The 15,938-nt window shown below is 66.6% G+C and carries 15 protein-coding genes; 12 read left to right on the top strand and 3 right to left on the bottom strand.

The annotated features are described in order from the left end of the window. Window positions 1-90: 90 nt before the first annotated feature. From IAE34_RS14350 to IAE34_RS14340, 3 genes are read right to left on the bottom strand one after another with little or no spacing between them, the layout of a single operon-like run. Window positions 91-2,010, bottom strand: coding sequence for an ATP-binding protein (locus IAE34_RS14350; RefSeq protein WP_200139624.1), 1,920 nt, complete (start codon window positions 2,008-2,010; stop codon window positions 91-93). Next, complete coding sequence (locus tag IAE34_RS14345) at window positions 2,007-2,897, bottom strand: ABC transporter substrate-binding protein (RefSeq protein WP_200139623.1); 891 nt, start codon at window positions 2,895-2,897, stop codon at window positions 2,007-2,009. The genes IAE34_RS14350 and IAE34_RS14345 overlap by 4 nt, the downstream gene beginning before the upstream one ends. Further along, complete coding sequence (locus IAE34_RS14340) at window positions 2,897-5,008, bottom strand: TonB-dependent receptor plug domain-containing protein (protein ID WP_200139622.1); 2,112 nt, start codon at window positions 5,006-5,008, stop codon at window positions 2,897-2,899. Before IAE34_RS14340 ends, IAE34_RS14345 begins: the two co-directional genes overlap by 1 nt. Window positions 5,009-5,190: 182 nt before the next feature. On the opposite strand from IAE34_RS14340, the gene IAE34_RS14335 reads away from it, so the two are divergent. From IAE34_RS14335 to kdpC, 12 genes are all read left to right on the top strand, one after another. After that, the gene (locus tag IAE34_RS14335; protein ID WP_200139621.1) at window positions 5,191-6,216 is read left to right on the top strand and encodes an NAD(P)H-dependent glycerol-3-phosphate dehydrogenase; all 1,026 of its coding nucleotides are present in this window, start codon (window positions 5,191-5,193) and stop codon (window positions 6,214-6,216) included. Between the two features lie 24 nt (window positions 6,217-6,240). Further along, complete coding sequence (locus IAE34_RS14330; protein ID WP_200139620.1) at window positions 6,241-6,588, top strand: DUF4389 domain-containing protein; 348 nt, start codon at window positions 6,241-6,243, stop codon at window positions 6,586-6,588. Continuing rightward, complete coding sequence (sixA, locus tag IAE34_RS14325) at window positions 6,585-7,043, top strand: phosphohistidine phosphatase SixA (protein ID WP_200139619.1); 459 nt, start codon at window positions 6,585-6,587, stop codon at window positions 7,041-7,043. Before IAE34_RS14330 ends, sixA begins: the two co-directional genes overlap by 4 nt. Before the next feature lie 91 nt (window positions 7,044-7,134). Further along, on the top strand, window positions 7,135-7,515 hold the full coding sequence (locus IAE34_RS14320) for a hypothetical protein (protein ID WP_200139618.1): 381 nt from the start codon (window positions 7,135-7,137) through the stop codon (window positions 7,513-7,515). A gap of 91 nt (window positions 7,516-7,606) precedes the next feature. After that, complete coding sequence (locus tag IAE34_RS14315) at window positions 7,607-8,395, top strand: alpha/beta fold hydrolase (RefSeq protein ID WP_200139617.1); 789 nt, start codon at window positions 7,607-7,609, stop codon at window positions 8,393-8,395. Then, the gene (locus tag IAE34_RS14310; RefSeq protein WP_200139616.1) at window positions 8,392-9,246 is read left to right on the top strand and encodes an alpha/beta hydrolase; all 855 of its coding nucleotides are present in this window, start codon (window positions 8,392-8,394) and stop codon (window positions 9,244-9,246) included. Before IAE34_RS14315 ends, IAE34_RS14310 begins: the two co-directional genes overlap by 4 nt. A gap of 105 nt (window positions 9,247-9,351) precedes the next feature. After that, on the top strand, window positions 9,352-10,146 hold the full coding sequence (locus IAE34_RS14305; RefSeq protein WP_200139615.1) for a DUF4892 domain-containing protein: 795 nt from the start codon (window positions 9,352-9,354) through the stop codon (window positions 10,144-10,146). 12 nt (window positions 10,147-10,158) lie between these two features. Next, on the top strand, window positions 10,159-11,226 hold the full coding sequence (locus tag IAE34_RS14300) for an AI-2E family transporter (protein ID WP_200139614.1): 1,068 nt from the start codon (window positions 10,159-10,161) through the stop codon (window positions 11,224-11,226). A 228-nt stretch (window positions 11,227-11,454) separates the two neighbouring features. Further along, window positions 11,455-11,544 (top strand): K(+)-transporting ATPase subunit F, encoded by a 90-nt coding sequence (kdpF, locus tag IAE34_RS14295; protein ID WP_200139613.1) that lies wholly within the window; start codon window positions 11,455-11,457, stop codon window positions 11,542-11,544. Between the two features lie 9 nt (window positions 11,545-11,553). Beyond that, window positions 11,554-13,248 (top strand): potassium-transporting ATPase subunit KdpA, encoded by a 1,695-nt coding sequence (gene kdpA, locus IAE34_RS14290; RefSeq protein WP_200139612.1) that lies wholly within the window; start codon window positions 11,554-11,556, stop codon window positions 13,246-13,248. Between the two features lie 10 nt (window positions 13,249-13,258). Further along, window positions 13,259-15,310: a potassium-transporting ATPase subunit KdpB gene (kdpB, locus tag IAE34_RS14285; protein WP_200139611.1), complete on the top strand. Its 2,052-nt coding sequence runs from the start codon at window positions 13,259-13,261 to the stop codon at window positions 15,308-15,310. Window positions 15,311-15,323: 13 nt separating this feature from the next. Next, complete coding sequence (gene kdpC / locus IAE34_RS14280; RefSeq protein ID WP_200139610.1) at window positions 15,324-15,887, top strand: potassium-transporting ATPase subunit KdpC; 564 nt, start codon at window positions 15,324-15,326, stop codon at window positions 15,885-15,887. Window positions 15,888-15,938: the final 51 nt, after the last annotated feature.

Here is a 15,938-nt window from a genome sequence, read left to right as displayed (position 1 = left end):
ACACCCGACAAACGAGTACAGGTGTGCACTGAAAGTTTATTGTCCGGTCCCTTGCAGGCCCTGTCCAGTATTTAAGACTGCCGCACTTTATCATTTATCGCCAGTAGACGCAGTGAGCCCGGGCAGCCAGCCCTGCAGAACGCGCAGCAGCTCGGCGCGTTTGAACGGTTTGCTGAGGTAGTCGTTCATGCCCGCGTCCAGGCAGCGTTCGCGATCGCCGACCAACGCATTGGCGGTCAGGGCGATGATCGGCAGGTCGCGGCCGTTGTGGCGCAGGCGGCGCGTGGCTTCGTAGCCGTCCAGTGCGGGCAGGCGACAGTCCATCAGGATCGCCGCGTACGTTCGTTCCGTGCCCAGGGCGACGGCCTGTTCGCCATCGTTGGCCAGGTCGACCTGGAAACCCAGGCTGCGCAGCATGGCCTCGATCACGCTCTGATTGACCGGATTGTCCTCCACCAGCAGTATCCGCTGGCCGCGGCCGAGCGTCGCACCCTGGCGTTCCAGCTCCAGCGGCAGGCCGAACGGCTTGCTGGCGCGCGCCAGCGGGATTTCCAGGGTGAAGGTCGAGCCCGCACCCTCACGGCTTTCACCGCGCAGGGTGCCGCCCATGCGCTCGGCCAGGGTCCGGGCGATCGGCAGGCCCAGCCCGGTGCCGCCGTAGCGTCTGGAAATCGAGCTGTCGGCTTGCTGGAAGGCTTCGAACATGGTCTCCAGCCGGTCGCTGTCGATGCCGATACCGGTGTCGCGCACGGTGCACGTCAGGCGCAGCAGCTGGTGATCGAGCATGCGCCACTGGGCGTCGACCTGAACTTCGCCGCGCTCGGTGAACTTCAGCGCGTTGCCGACCAGGTTGAGCAGGATCTGGCGGATGCGCGTGGGATCGCCGGCCACCTGCAAGGTGTCCATACCCGCGGCCAGTTGCAGGCGCAGTTGCAGGTCGCGCTGCTGGGCGCTGTGCTGGAAGGACTGCACGCTGCTGCGGATCAGCTCGCCGAGGTTGAAGTCGATGTGCTCCAGTTCCAGGCTGGTGCGCTCGATGCGGGAAAAATCGAGGATGTCATTGATGACCTTGAGCAGGTGCCCTGTGGATTCGCTGGCCACTGCCGTGTACTCGGCCTGCTCGTGGGTCAGGGTGGTGGTCTCGAGCAATTGCAGCATGCCCATCACACCGTTCATGGGGGTGCGCAGTTCATGGCTCATCATGGCCAGGAAGTCGGATTTGGCGCGGTTGGCGCGCTCAGCCTCCTCGCGGGCCTGGACCAGTTCGGCGATGGTCTGGCGCTGTTCACGGCTGGCCTGATCGAGGGCGTTGGCCAGGTTGTTGATGTGCCGCGCCAGGTGGCCTAGCTCGCTGTCGTCCACCACCGGCAACGGCGCGTTGAATTCGCCCTGCTGGATGGCCTTGACCGCATGGCCCATGTCGCTGATCGGCATCGACAGGCTCCTGGCCAGGCGGCGCGCGAGCAGGAAGGTGAAGGCCAGGGCGAACAGCGCGAGGATGCACGCCTTGATCACGATTTCCTGCTGTCGCTCGCTGAAGGCGTCGTCCGACATGCCGACGATCACGCGCCCGAGGTAGTCGTCGCCGACGCTTGGCGGCGTACTGCCCTGGTGCAGGAAATCGTTGTCCAGGCGGATCTGCTGCAAGCGGATCGGTGCCTGGAACACTTCGACGCGCTGGGCGCGGTTGACGCTTTCACCGGATTGCTCGACATACACCAGGATATGGTTGCGCCCGTCCTGCACCTCCAGAAAGCGCACGTGCGGAATGCTCAAGGTGGCGCGCATCAGGCTCTCGAGCACTTCATTGTTGCCCGAGATGACCCCGTACTCGCACGCCGGCGCCAGCTGGTTGGCGATCAACTGCCCGGTATGGTCCAGTTCCTGACGCAGGTCCTGCAGGCGCACGAAGGTGAAGAAACCGATCAGCAGCAAGGTGAGCAGCAGTGCCGGCCCCAGGCTGATCATCTGGGTACGGGCATGGATGTCCCAGCTCAGGCGCTTGCTCATGGGGCGTTGGCTCCTTCGGCCACGACCAGGGCGGCGGCAGTCGGGTCTAGGGGTTCGAGTCCGAGGGCGCGGGCGACCTGCTGATTGCCGCTGACCTCGAATCGCTGGGGATAGAGACTGCGTGGCCAGTGGGCCGGCGGCTGCTGCAGCAGCTCGTCGAGCACCGCCAGCCAATCCTCCTGGTCGCTGTAGGTGCTGGCCAGGGCGCCGGCCCGGACGAAGCCGGCATTGGGGCCGATCATGGCCATCTGTCGGCCATAGCTGCTGAGCAGCACGTTCTTGGCGGTCTTGGCATTGAACAGCGCGGGATCATCGATTCCCAGCAGCACGTCGCTATCGCCCAGCACGGCCTGCAAGGGCCGATTGTCACGCAGGTCGTTCCATTCCTGGGCGATGATTTCCAGGCCCAGCGCGGTGGCGGCCTGGCGCAGTTCCTCGATCAGGAAGCGGCTGGCCGGGCCGTACAGCACACCGACGCGTCGCGCCTGGGGCAACAGGTAGCGTGTCAGGCGCAGCTGCCGCGCCGGCGGCGGATCGCTCCACAGCAGGCTCAGAAAGGCCGGTCGCGAGGCCCCCAGGCGTTGCTCGGCCTGCACTCGGCTGATCCGCAGCGCCAGTGCCGGAGGGCCTGACCCGTCGCGCAAACGCCAGTCCAGCGCAGCCTCGTCCAGCAGGATCAGGCGAGTGTCCGCGCCAATCCGATGGGGCGGCGGGACCTGTTCGAGGGTTTGGAAGCGCACCTCGTCGTGCGGCCGTCGGGTTTGCAGCGCGGCGGCGAAGCTGCGCACGCTGGGCTGGTCTTCACTGCCCACGAGCAGGATCTCGCTGGCGCACAGCGTGCCCGCCGGCCACAGGCACAGCAGCAGCAGACGCAGCAGCGCCAGCATCAGAACGCCAGCTCCGCGCTGAAGCTCAGGCGATGACGACTGTCGTAGCGGTTCTGTTCGATGGTGGTGGGTTGATCGTCCAGGCGCTGCTGCCACAGCGCCGACAGTTCCAGCGTGCTGCCCTGGATGCGCAGGCGCTTGGCGATCCGCAGATCGACCCGTTCGTAGCGATACTGGTTGAGCGCATCGTCGCCATAGTAGAAGAGGGCGCTGGACCAGCCGTCGCCCCACTCACGCAGCCAGCCGGCCGAGCCACTGTTGCGTGCGCTGAGGCGGCGGTCGTCGGGATTGCTGGCCCAGGCATCGACATAGGCGTAGGTCAAGCGCAGCCGGTCGCGCGGGCTCAACCGCCAGTCCAGCTGGGTCTCGGTGCCGGTGAATCTGGCCTGATTGGCGTTACTGGCGATGTACTGGTTGTTTTTCAGTGGCTCGCTGATCATGCCGGTGATCTGGTCATGGAACAGCTTCACGTCCAGGTTCAGACCCAGCTCGGAGAAGTCGCCGTTGTAGCCCAGTTCGCGCGAGCGCATGCGCTCCTGCTCCAGGTCGCCCGGACCGCGAGTCTTGACGAAGTACTGGCCGTCGCGCAGGCCGAGCACATTGGGTGTGAGGTTGCCAACGGTATAGCTCCAGTTGACGTTGTTCTCGAACATGTCGGGCGAGCGCACGGCTTCGGAATACACCGCGCGCAATCCGTGGCGTGGGGTGATCAGGTAGTTGACGGCTACCCGAGGGGTCAGCGAGCTCCCGGAAAGCTCGCTGTCTTCGAACATCGCACCGCCCTGGAGGATCCAGTGCTCGTCGGCACGCCATTCGAGCTGGCCGAACAGGCGCCAGGTGCGATCGTCCACGCTGCCGTCGAAATAGGTCTGCGAGTCGGCGCGATCATAGCGGTAGTTGAAGCCGCTGAGCAGGCGCAGGCTGTCGGTCAGGCTCAGCGTGTCCTGGATTTCCAGGTCGTAGCGGGTTTCCCGGGTGCTCTGGTCGACGTCCCCGCACACCTGGCGGTTGGCGCCGTCGTCCCACTGTTGCTGGACCTGGTCACGCAGGCCCTGGAACAGCGGATCGCGGCTGCCGGGCGGGTTGTTGGCGCTGCGCGCCACCCGCTCGGCATAGTCCGGGCTCAATTGCCACAGGCGCGTCAGCTCAGGGCTGAAGGCCAGGGTCGCGTCGCAGGCGCGCCACACCTGATGGCGGTCGAACTGCTGGGCCGAGCCCTGGACGTAGAGGCTGTGCTCGGGGCTGAAGTCGATGCTCCAGCGCAGCGATCCGGCGTAGTCCTTGGCATCCAGATCGGCGTTGTCGCCGCGCCCGTCGACGAAGGGAAACACGGGCTTGTAGGTGTAGGGGCGCTGGTCGCTGCCTTCCTTGGCCGCCAGTTGCCACTCCAGGGTCTGATCGGCCGTCAGCGCATGGCTCACGCTGAGGTTGAAACGGCTCAGGCGGCGGCTGTCACGGTAGTCTTGCCCGTATTGGTCCTTGTCGAAGCCGTCGTCCTGCAGGCCGGACACCGACAGGCGCGCGTCCCCGCCGTCCCAGCCCCAGCCCTGGCTGGCATAGAAGTCGTCGATGCCGTCCTCGCCACGGGTGATCTTCAGGCGCGTGCCGTGGCTGTCGGCAGGGCGGCGGGTCAGGATGTTGACCACCGCCATCAGTGCATTGGCGCCGTAGCTGACGGTGTTGGGCCCGCGAAACACTTCGATGCGCTCGATGTCCTCGATGGCCAGCGGGATGTCGCTCCAGTCGACCGTGGCCAGGCCCGCCCGGTATACCGAGCGACCGTCGATCAGTACCTGCATGCGCCGGGCGTCGTTGACGTTGCTGCCGTGGTAGTTGACCGTTGGCTGGTTGCCCGCGCCGTAGCCGATCATCATGCCTGGCACCAGGCGCAGCAATTCGGGGATGTCCCGCGCCCCGCTGGCGTGGATCAGTTCGCTGTCGAGCACGGTCATGCTGCCGGGCACCGCGGCCGGGGATTGTTTGAGCCGCGTGGCGGTCAGAACCTGCGGCAGGTCCTGGCTGTCGACGAACAGATCGTCGGCCATGGCCGGTCCACCGAGCAGGGCAGTCAGCAGCAGCAGGCGGTGGGCGGGGGGCGTGCCGGGGAACACGTGACGGCCTTGTGTGGAAGATCAGGCGCGCATGTTACCCGAGCGGTCCGCAGGCAAGCTAGGCACGGCGAGCCGGTGTCGCAGACCTTGTCGGCTTTTCTTGAGATGGGTCGTTTGAAGCCGGCCGCTTGCCCCTATAATGCCCCGGTCGCCCTCTATTTATTGGCTTTGACGGATTGAATATGACTGAACAGCGACCTGTTGCAGTGCTCGGAGGCGGAAGCTTCGGCACCGCCGTGGCGAACCTGCTGGCGGCCAACGGCAACCCAGTGCGTCAATGGATGCGCGACCCGGAGCAGGCCCAGGCCATGCGCATCAACCGTGAGAACCCACGCTACCTCAAAGGCATCCGCCTGCACGACGGAGTCGAGCCGGTGAACGACCTGTCCGGCACCTTGCAGGACAGCGAGCTGATTTTCGTCGCGCTGCCGTCCAGCGCTTTGCGCAGCGTCCTGGCGCCGCATGCCGAGCGGGTTCGTGGCAAGGGCCTGGTGAGCCTGACCAAAGGCATCGAGCCGAACACGTTCAAGCTGATGAGCCAGATCATCGAGGAAATCGCGCCCCGGGCACGCATCGGCGTGCTGTCCGGGCCCAACCTGGCGCGGGAGATCGCCGAGCATGCGCTCACCGCCACCGTGGTGGCCAGCGAGGACGAAGCCCTGTGCGAGCAGGTCCAGGCCGTGCTGCACGGGCGCACCTTCAGGGTCTATGCCAGCACCGACCGGTTCGGTGTCGAGCTCGGCGGGGCGTTGAAGAATGTCTACGCGATCATCGCCGGCATGGCCGTGGCGCTGGAGATGGGCGAGAACACCAAGAGCATGCTGATCACCCGAGCGCTGGCCGAGATGACCCGTTTCGCCGTCAGCCAGGGCGCCAACCCCATGACCTTCCTCGGACTGGCAGGGGTAGGGGACCTGATCGTCACCTGTTCCTCGCCCAAGAGCCGCAACTACCAGGTGGGCTACGCGCTTGGCCAGGGTTTGAGCCTGGAGGAGGCGGTGAGCCGCCTGGGCGAGGTGGCCGAGGGGGTCAACACGCTCAAGGTGCTCAAGGCCAAGGCGGTGCAGGCGCAGGTGTACATGCCGCTGGTGGCGGGGTTGCATGCGATCCTGTTCGAGGGACGCACCTTGGCCCAGGTGATCGAGCACCTGATGCGCGCCGAGCCCAAGACCGATGTCGATTTCATTTCCACCAGCGGCTTCAACTGAGCCGCCTACAGCGAGGAGCGAGACATGAACGATACCCCCGAGCACGCCCGGCGCGAGTCGATCGTCCTGCGGATTCTGTGGATGCTGGTGTTCGTGCTGGTCTGGCAACTGGCCGAAGTGCTGCTCGGCGCATTGGTGCTGGTGCAACTGGTCTACCGCCTGGTGTACAGCGCGCCCAGCGCCAGCCTGATGAACTTCGGCGACAGCCTCAGCCAGTTCCTGGCCCAGATCGGTCGCTTCGGCAGTTTCCACACCGAGCAGAAACCCTGGCCATTCGCCGACTGGCCGACGCCGCGTGCTGCCGATGGCGAGCCAGCGCACCGCGTGGAGCCTGCTGCGTACCCGGCCCGTGACGAGGAGCCGAAACTGTGACGCTGTGGATATTGCGCCACGGCGAAGCCGAGCCGCGGGCGAACACCGATGCCGAGCGGCGTCTGACCGCCCATGGACGCGAGCAGGTGTTGCGCAGCGCCGCTCGGCTGTTGGGTCAGCCCTTGCAGGCGATCATCGCCAGCCCTTACGTGCGGGCGCAGCAGACCGCCGCACTGGTGCACGACATCCTGGATTTCGCCCAGCCCGTGCGCACCGTCCCCTGGCTCACGCCGGAGAGCGACGTGGGCGAGGTGATCGGCGAAATCGAGCGGCTGGGGCTGGAGCAGGTGCTGCTGGTGAGCCATCAACCCCTTGTGGGTGCGCTGGTCGGCATGCTGGTGGAGGGGCATGTCCAGGCCCCCGCGCCCATGAGCACCGCGACCCTGGCGCAGTTGGAGGGTGACTGGCCTCTGGCAGGCCTGATGATCTTGCGAGGACTGCACGCCCCGGAGTGATCCTTGACCACTGACATTTCTGTCAGTTGTGGGCGCCGCGCACCGCTTGCTAGCGTTCGGGGCAACCAATGCAGTGATCCTGGGGGTCTTGATGAGTGGTCTGCAACGCGAATTGATGAGGTCTCTGGATTTGCGGCCGACGATCGGCAAGCTGGAGGCCGGCGTGGCGCTGGACTTCGCCGAGCACAGCCTGTTGCGCGAAGCGGCCGATGCCCGGCTCTACCACTTGCTGGGTCGTCTGGAAGACCGTGAAGTCTCTGCGGCATCGCTGCATGCGGCGCATGAGTTGCAGGTGTTGCAACAGGCGTGCTGCGAAGTGTCCAGTCGCGTTCAGACCAGTTGTCTGGCCTTGGCCCGCGCCGAGTTGAGCCCTCTGGATCTGCAACTCGCCTGCGAGGCGCTCAACAGTCAATTGACCTATATGAAAGCCTGTTTGCAGCGAGCCTTGAGCCGCCTGGACGGTGGTGCCTGACCTGAATACCCTCGGCGATGACCTATCCGGACGTTGCCGAGGGGGTGTGGCTTGCCGACAATGGTCCGACTCCCTTCTGGATCCGGCGACCATGTCCCAGCAGATCTTCTTCGTCCATGCCAACGGCTTCCCCTCGGCCACCTATGGCAAGCTGTTCGCCGCGCTGGCGCCGGACTACCAGGTGCTGCATCTGGATCGCCATGGCCACGACCCACGCTTTCCGGTGAACGACAACTGGCTGTGCCTGGTGGATGAGTTGCTCCATCACCTGGCCGCGCAGAGCACGCCGGTGTGGGGCGTGGGGCACTCGTTGGGAGGCGTGCTGCACCTGCATGCAGCCCTGCGGCGGCCCGAGCTCTATCGTGGCGTGGTGATGCTCGACTCGCCCCTTTTGACCCGCGCCGACCAGTGGGTGATCCGCACCGCCAAGGGTCTGGGCCTGATCGATCGCCTCACCCCGGCGGCACGCACCGCCGGGCGCCGCGAGGCGTTCCCGGACCGCGAATCGGCCCACCGCTACTTCGCCAGCAAGGCGCTGTTTCGCGCCTTCGATCCCGACTGCCTGCAGGCCTACGTGGACCACGGCCTGGAACAGGCGGAGCAGGGCGTGCGCCTGCACTTCGACGCCTCCACCGAAATGCGTATCTACCGCAGCATCCCTCACACCAGCCCGGCGCCTGCGCGCCAGTTGCAGGTGCCGCTGGCCATGGTGCGAGGCCAGCACAGTGGCGTGGTTCGCAGGCACCACGCCCTGGCGGTGCGTCGCCTGCCGCGCGGCGAATGCCACAGCGTGCCGGGCGGGCACATGTTTCCGCTCGAGCGCCCGCTCGACACGGCCAGCCTGATCAAGGGCCTGTTCGACCGCTGGAGCCGGCAATGACAAGGGTGGCCGAGGAAATCCGCCTTAGCCTGGGTCATATCGAGCTGGCCGCTCACCTGTTCGGGCCCGCCGATGGGCTGCCCGTGATCGCGCTGCATGGCTGGCTCGACAATGCCAACAGTTTCGCCCGCCTGGCGCCGCGACTCGCAGGCCTGCGCATCGTCGCCCTGGACCTGGCCGGGCATGGCTGCTCCGAGCACCGTCCTATCGGCGCAAGCTATCACCTGGCCGATTATGTGCACGATGTGCTGAGAGTGGCCGCCCAGCTGGGCTGGACGCGATTCGCCCTGCTCGGCCACTCGCTGGGTGCGGTGATCAGCGTGCAACTGGCCGGTGCATTGCCTGAGCGGGTCAGCCACCTGGCGCTGATCGACGGTGTCGTGCCACCTACCGCGAGCGAGCACGAGGCCGCCGAGCGGCTGGGCATGGCTCTGCAGGCGCAGCTGCGCCTGGATGGCAAGCGCAAGTCGGTGTACTCCACGCTGGAGCAAGGGGTGCAGGCGCGCATGAAAGGGATGGTTGCGGTCAGCCACGAGGCCGCCGAGCTGCTCGCCCAGCGCGGGCTGATGCCCGTGGCGGGCGGCTACAGTTGGCGAAGCGACAGCCGCCTGACCCTGCCATCGCCAGTGCGGCTGAATCCGGCCCAGGCCATGGCCTTCGTGCAGCGCATTCAGTGCCCGACCTGCCTGGTGGTGGCCGAGCAGGGCATGCTGGTGCGCCACGCCAGCCTGCTGGAGCAGTTGCCCTTCGAGCAGGTGACGCTGCCCGGCGGTCACCACCTGCACCTGAACGACGAGCAGGGCGCGGCCCTTGTTGCAGACTGTTTCAATCGCTTCTTCGGCTTGGCTTGACTTGACCCGGACAAGTGCCGAGGCTTGACGGGTTGATCAGGGAGAAACCATGCACATGCCAGTTCTACAGGCACCTCACCGCGGCCTGCGTCGCAAGGACGGCCAATGACCATGCCGTCGATTCTGCGCGGCGTGATCGCCGTCTGTTTCACCGTCGCCAGCCCTGCGCTCTGGGCCGGCGAGTTGCCGGTACCGCTCGACGCCCGACGGGTCGACCAGCGTCCGGCCGTCGAGCAGGAGCGCGTCTACCCCATGGGCCCTGTGCGCAAGATCAGCGGTCGGCTGAGAGTCGACAGCAAGATCGAAAGCCGTGGCCAGGTCAGCTCGGTCACCTATGAACTGCCCGTGGAGCGCACGGCGCGGGAGGCGTTCACCAGCGCCCGCGAGGCGCTGCAGGCCGACGGCGGCTACCCGCTGTTCTGGTGCCAGGGCCGCGACTGCGGCGAAGCCAGCATCTGGGCCAACGACGTGTTCGGCAATGCGCGTCTCAATGGCGGCGACGAGCGGCAGGCCTTCATCCTGCTGCGTCGCTCGGCCGACGAGGCCGATACGCTGGTGGCCTTGTACAGTGTCACCCGCGGTAATCGCCGCGCGTACCTGCACATCGAGCAGTTCGTCGCCGAACGCCCACTAGGCGAAGTGCTGCCCACGCCGGCCACGGTGCTGCGCGAGATGCGCGACACCGGCAAGCTGGACTACGCCGACCTGTCCGAACCGCGCCCGGCCTGGGTCCTGTTGCTGGCGCGCAGCCTGAATCTGGACAGCACCTTGCGTGCCAGTCTCAGTGGCGCCCAGGCCGAGGCCTGGCGTGAGCAACTGGTGAAGGCAGGCGTGCGCAGCGCGCGACTGGAAATCGGCAGCGCTGCCACCGAGGGCATGCATCTGGAACTGATTCGTTGAGCGAGCGCAGCCATGGCCAACACTGACCGCCTGCTGGTACAGATCCTGCTGCTGGCGTTGCTGGGCGCTGCGCTGTGGGTCATGGCGCCGTTCATCTCGGCGCTGCTCTGGGGCGCGATCCTGGCCTTCGCCAGCTGGCCGCTGATGCGTCTGCTGACGCGCTGGCTGGGCGGGCGCGAGACGCTCGCGGCCAGCCTGCTCACCGCAGTCTGGATCCTGCTGGTGGCGTTGCCGCTGGTGTGGCTGGGCTTCAATCTGGCGGACCACGTGCGTGACGCCACGCTGTTCGTGCGCGATGTCCAGGTCGATGGCCTGCCCGATGCGCCCGAGTGGGTGGCCGGGCTGCCCTTCGTCGGCGAGCGCCTGGTCGCCTGGTGGCAGTCGCTCGACCAGCAGGGCGCCGCCTTGCTCGCTTCGGCCAAGCCGTACTTCGGCCAGGTCGGTAACTGGCTGCTGGCACGCAGCGCGCAGATCGGCGGCGGCGTGCTGGAACTCACCCTGAGCCTGATCTTCGTATTCTTCTTCTACCGCGACGGGCCGCGCCTGGCGGCCTTCGTGCAGCGCCTGCTGCTGCGGCTGGTAGGCGAGCGCGCCGACTATTACATCCTGCTGGTGGCGGGCACCGTACAGCGCGTGGTGAACGGCGTGATCGGCACGGCGGCGGCCCAGGCCCTGCTGGCCCTGATCGGATTCCTCATTGCCGGCATCCCTGGGGCGATCGTGCTGGGTCTGGTGACCTTCATGCTCAGCCTGATTCCCATGGGCCCGCCGCTGGCATGGATTCCGGCCACTGCCTGGCTGGTGTGGAAAGGCGAGTATGGCATGGCGGTGTTTCTGGGCATCTGGGGTACGTTCGTGATCAGTGGCGTGGACAACGTGCTCAAGCCCTACCTGATCAGCCGCGGCGGCGACCTGCCACTGGTGATCGTGCTGCTCGGTGTGTTCGGCGGGCTCATCGCCTTCGGCTTCATCGGCCTGTTCATCGGTCCCACCCTGCTGGCGGTGGGCTACAGCCTGTTGCTCGACTGGACCCGTGACGCCGGGCAGGTCCCACCACCCCCGGCGCAGTCAGAACGCTGATCTGCCCACGCCCCGCTGCGTTCGAACCCGCTTCAGCCTTCGTGCACATCGCTCCCAGCTCGCCACAGGGGTCCAGGCCGCCGCCGACAGGCGCTGGCCTGCGGCGTCGGCGTCGATCTTTACGCATTCTTTATGGGTTCGAACGGCCCTCGCTCTCGTTCCTTTACGCCCCCGCCTCGGACAATTGCCCCCACAGCGGCCCATGCCGCACGACGGGGAGATTCATCGATGAACATGCTCGACGGCCTGTCACTGCTGCTGGCAGTGGCGCTATCCATCTATTTGCTGGTGGCGCTGCTGCGCGCCGATCGCGGCTAGGGAGCGGCCATGCACAGCTACGACTTCGCATTGCTGCTGGCCTTCTTGGTCCTGGTGCTGCTGCCGGCACCCTGGCTCGGCCGTTTCTACTACAAGGTCATGGAAGGCCAACGCACCTGGCTGTCGCCGCTGCTGGGGCCGGTGGAGCGCGGGTGCTATCGCGTGGCCGGGATCCGCAGTGATCAGGCCCATGACTGGAAGCAGTATGGCCTTGCCTTGCTGGCCTTCAACCTGGCCGGTTTCCTCCTGCTGTTCGCCGTACTGATGCTCCAAGGCACGCTGCCACTGAACCCGCAGCACCTGCCGGGACAAGAGTGGTCGCTGGCGTTCAACACGGCGGTCAGTTTCATGACCAACACCAACTGGCAGGCCTATAGCGGCGAAGCGTCGCTGAGCTACCTGAGTCAGATGATCGGCCTGACCGTGCAGAACTTCGTCAGTGCGGCCACTGGCCTGGCGGTGCTGGTCGCGCTGTGTCGTGGGATCGCCCGGCGCTCGACGCATGAGCTGGGCAACTTCTGGGTCGACATGACCCGCGCCACCCTCTACGGCCTACTACCTCTGTGCCTGGTGCTGGCGCTGTTGCTGGTCTGGCAGGGCGTGCCGCAGACCTTCGCCGACTATGCCCATGCCTTCACCTTGCAAGGCGCCGACCAGAGCATCCCGCTCGGCCCGGCCGCCAGTCAGATCGCGATCAAGCAGTTGGGGACCAATGGCGGGGGTTTCTTCGGCGTCAACTCGGCCCATCCCTTCGAAAACCCCACGGCCTGGAGCAACCTGTTCGAGGTGGCGTCGATCATCCTGATCCCGGTGGCGCTGGTCTTCACCTTCGGCCACTACGTCAAGGACCTGCGCCAGAGTCGGGCGATCCTGGCCTGCATGCTGGGCCTGTTCCTGATCGGCGGCGCCGTCGGCCTGTGGTCCGAGCACCAGCCCAATCCGAGCCTGGAAAGTGCCCAGGTGCAACAGAGCGCACCCATGGAGGGCAAGGAAAGTCGCTTCGGCACCACCGCCAGCGTGCTGTGGGCAGTGACCACGACCGCGGCCTCCAATGGATCGGTCAACGCCATGCACGACAGCCTCAATCCGCTCACCGGCATGGTAGCGCTGGTCAACATGATGGTCGGCGAGGTGATCTTCGGCGGGGTGGGTGCCGGGCTCTACGGCATGCTGCTGTTCGTGTTGATCGCGGTGTTCCTGGCCGGCCTGATGATCGGCCGTACGCCCGAATACCTGGGCAAGAAGCTGCAAGCCCGCGAAGTGCAACTGCTGGTGGCCACCTTGCTGGTGATGCCGGTGGGCGTGCTGGTGCTCGGCGCCATCGCCGCCAGCCTGCCTGGGCCGGCGGGTGCGGTGAGCAACCCCGGGCCTCACGGGTTCAGCCAGTTGCTCTACGCCTACACCTCGGCCACGGCCAACAACGGCTCGGCGTTCGGCGGCTTCAGTGCCAATACGGTGTTCCACAACCTGATGCTCGGCCTGGCCATGCTCATCGGCCGCTTCGGCTACATCCTTCCGGTGCTGGCGCTGGCCGGTAGCCTGGCGGCGAAGAACACCGCGCCGCAGAGCCAGAACAGTTTTCCTACGCACGGTCCGCTGTTCGCCGGCCTGCTGCTGGTCACCATCATCCTGGTGGGGGGCTTGACCTTCCTGCCGACCCTGGCCCTGGGGCCGATCGCCGAACAGCTGAGCCTGGGTTTCTGAGGATCCGAACATGAACATGCCCCTTCCTGAAGTCAAAGCCTCCCAGGCGGTCGACCAGACGCGCTTTGCCGCCCTCTGGCGACCGGCGCTGGTGCAGGCCTTCGTCAAGCTCGACCCGCGCCAGCTCAAGCGCTCGCCGGTGATGCTGGTGGTGGCCCTCACCGCCTTGCTGACCACCGTGCTGTGCCTGCTGCCCAACAACGGCGTGAGCCTGTCCGTAGCGGTGCAGATCGCCCTGTGGCTATGGTTCACCGTGCTGTTCGCCAACTTCGCCGAAGCCCTGGCAGAAGGGCGCGGCAAGGCCCGGGCCGACAGCCTGAAGGCCGGCAGCCAAGGCCTGTCGGCCCAGCGCCGCAACGCCGATGGGTACTTCGAAAGCGTCCCGGCCAGCACCTTGCGCAAGGACGACGTGGTCCGCGTGGTCGCCGGTGAACTGATTCCGGGCGACGGCGAAGTGCTCGAAGGCATCGCTGCGGTCAACGAGGCCGCCATCACCGGTGAATCGGCGCCGGTGATTCGAGAGTCCGGTGGCGATCGCTCAGCGGTCACCGGCAATACCCGGGTGGTCTCCGACTGGCTGCTGATCCGCATTACCAGCAACCCTGGCGAATCCACCCTGGACCGCATGATCGCCCTGGTGGAGGGCGCGAAACGGCAGAAGACGCCCAACGAGATCGCCCTGGACATTCTGCTGATCGGCCTGACCCTGGTGTTCCTGATCGTGGTGGTCACCCTGCAGCCGTTCGCCCGCTTCAACGGCGGCAGCCTGCCGCTGATCTTCCTGGCCGCCTTGCTGGTGACCCTGATTCCGACCACCATCGGCGGCCTGCTTTCGGCCATCGGCATCGCCGGCATGGACCGTCTGGTACGGCTGAACGTCATCGCCCGTTCCGGCCGGGCCGTTGAAGCGGCGGGCGATGTGCACACGCTGATGCTCGACAAGACCGGCACCATCACGTTCGGCAACCGCCGGTGTTCTGCCCTGCACGCCGCTCCCGGCGTCACCGCCAAGGAACTGGGGCAGGGCGCCTTGCTCGCCTCGCTGGCCGACGACACGGCAGAAGGCAAGTCGATCGTCGAGTACCTGCGCCAGTTGCACGACTTCGTCGAGCCGCCGGCCGCGCAGTACCAGGCCATCGCCTTCAGTGCTGAGACGCGCCTGTCGGGCATCGATTTCGAGCAGCGTCGATACCGCAAGGGCGCGGTGGACGCGGTCCTGGCGTTCGTCGGCCTGCAGCGCATGGACATGCCGGCGCCCTTGGCCCGCGAGGTGGAGCGCATCGCCCAGAGCGGTGGCACGCCCTTGCTGGTATGCCTGGACAAGCGCCTGCTGGGTGTGATCCATCTCAAGGACGTGGTCAAGCCCGGCATCCGCGAGCGCTTCGCCGAACTGCGCAAGCTGGGCATTCGCACCGTGATGGTGACCGGCGACAACCCGCTCACCGCTGCGGCCATCGCCGCCGAGGCCGGCGTGGACGACGTGCTCGCCGAGGCGACGCCGGAAAAGAAACTGGCGCGCATTCGCCAGGAGCAGAACGATGGACGGCTGGTGGCGATGTGCGGTGACGGCGCCAACGACGCGCCGGCGCTGGCCCAGGCGGATGTCGGCATGGCCATGAACGATGGCACCCAGGCGGCGCGCGAGGCGGCCAACATGGTCGACCTGGACAGCGACCCGACCAAGCTGCTGGACGTGGTCCAGGTGGGCAAGGCGCTGCTGGTCACCCGAGGCGCGCTGACCACTTTTTCCATCGCCAACGACGTGGCCAAGTACTTCGCCATCCTGCCGGCGCTGTTCGCCTCGATCTACCCGCAGCTGGGCGCACTCAACCTCATGGGGCTGACCAGCCCGCAAAGCGCGATCCTCTCGGCCATCGTGTTCAATGCGCTGATCATCGTGGTGCTGATTCCCCTGGCCCTGCGCGGTGTGCGGGTGCAGGCGGCGAGCGCTGCGCAACTGCTGCGGCGCAACCTGCTGATCTATGGCGTGGGCGGCATCCTCGTACCCTTCGCCGGGATCAAGTTGATCGACATGCTGCTCACTGCCCTGCACCTGGTCTGAAGGAGAGACGAACATGAGTACCTATCTGCGTCCGGCAGTCAGCCTGCTGGTTCTGATGACCCTGGTCACCGGTGTGCTGTACCCGCTGACGGTGACCGGCATCGCCCAGGTGGCGTTTCCCGATCAGGCCAATGGCAGCCTGGTGCGCGATGCCCAGGGCCAGGTTCGCGGCTCGGCGTTGATCGCCCAGGCCTTCGACGGTGATGGCTGGTTCCATTCCCGGCCCTCGGCCGGGGCCTTCGCCACGGTGTCGAGCAGCGCCAGCAACCTGGCCCCGAGCAATCCGGCCCTGGCCCAGCGCGTCCAGGCCGACGCCCAGACGCTGTACCAGCCGGCCCTGGGACCGGTGCCGCAGGCACTGCTGACCACCTCCGGCAGTGGCCTGGATCCGCACTTGCCGCCCGAGGCGGTGGCCTACCAGGTGCCGCGGGTGGCTGCGGCGCGGCAAATACCCGCGCAGCGCTTGCAAGCGCTGGTCGATGAGGCCACTCTGCGGCCATTGGTCGGACCGCCCGTGGTCAATGTCCTGGTCCTGAATCAGGCGCTGGAGCGATTGGCGGCCCGAGGCAGTGAGTGAGGCGCCCGTTGCGTGTCGAGTCCTTACCGGCGAGGCCGCTGCCAGCAGCGG

Origin of the sequence: Pseudomonas sp. S30, from assembly GCF_016518545.1 — a bacterium.
Classification (GTDB): domain Bacteria; phylum Pseudomonadota; class Gammaproteobacteria; order Pseudomonadales; family Pseudomonadaceae; genus Aquipseudomonas.
This window is presented reverse-complemented; position numbering and strand designations above follow the sequence as displayed.

What these genes read in the sequence shown, in the direction of transcription:
- kdpF (WP_200139613.1), top strand. Translation starts at nt 11,455, where the DNA reads ATGAACATGCTCGACGGCCTGTCACTGCTGCTGGCAGTGGCGCTATCC.
- kdpB (WP_200139611.1), top strand. Translation starts at nt 13,259, where the DNA reads ATGAACATGCCCCTTCCTGAAGTCAAAGCCTCCCAGGCGGTCGACCAG.
- IAE34_RS14320 (WP_200139618.1), top strand. Translation starts at nt 7,135, where the DNA reads ATGAGTGGTCTGCAACGCGAATTGATGAGGTCTCTGGATTTGCGGCCG.
- IAE34_RS14350 (WP_200139624.1), bottom strand. Translation starts at nt 2,010, where the DNA reads ATGAGCAAGCGCCTGAGCTGGGACATCCATGCCCGTACCCAGATGATC.
- IAE34_RS14315 (WP_200139617.1), top strand. Translation starts at nt 7,607, where the DNA reads ATGTCCCAGCAGATCTTCTTCGTCCATGCCAACGGCTTCCCCTCGGCC.
- kdpA (WP_200139612.1), top strand. Translation starts at nt 11,554, where the DNA reads ATGCACAGCTACGACTTCGCATTGCTGCTGGCCTTCTTGGTCCTGGTG.
- IAE34_RS14345 (WP_200139623.1), bottom strand. Translation starts at nt 2,897, where the DNA reads ATGCTGGCGCTGCTGCGTCTGCTGCTGCTGTGCCTGTGGCCGGCGGGC.
- IAE34_RS14300 (WP_200139614.1), top strand. Translation starts at nt 10,159, where the DNA reads ATGGCCAACACTGACCGCCTGCTGGTACAGATCCTGCTGCTGGCGTTG.
- IAE34_RS14310 (WP_200139616.1), top strand. Translation starts at nt 8,392, where the DNA reads ATGACAAGGGTGGCCGAGGAAATCCGCCTTAGCCTGGGTCATATCGAG.
- IAE34_RS14330 (WP_200139620.1), top strand. Translation starts at nt 6,241, where the DNA reads ATGAACGATACCCCCGAGCACGCCCGGCGCGAGTCGATCGTCCTGCGG.
- kdpC (WP_200139610.1), top strand. Translation starts at nt 15,324, where the DNA reads ATGAGTACCTATCTGCGTCCGGCAGTCAGCCTGCTGGTTCTGATGACC.
- IAE34_RS14305 (WP_200139615.1), top strand. Translation starts at nt 9,352, where the DNA reads ATGACCATGCCGTCGATTCTGCGCGGCGTGATCGCCGTCTGTTTCACC.
- IAE34_RS14335 (WP_200139621.1), top strand. Translation starts at nt 5,191, where the DNA reads ATGACTGAACAGCGACCTGTTGCAGTGCTCGGAGGCGGAAGCTTCGGC.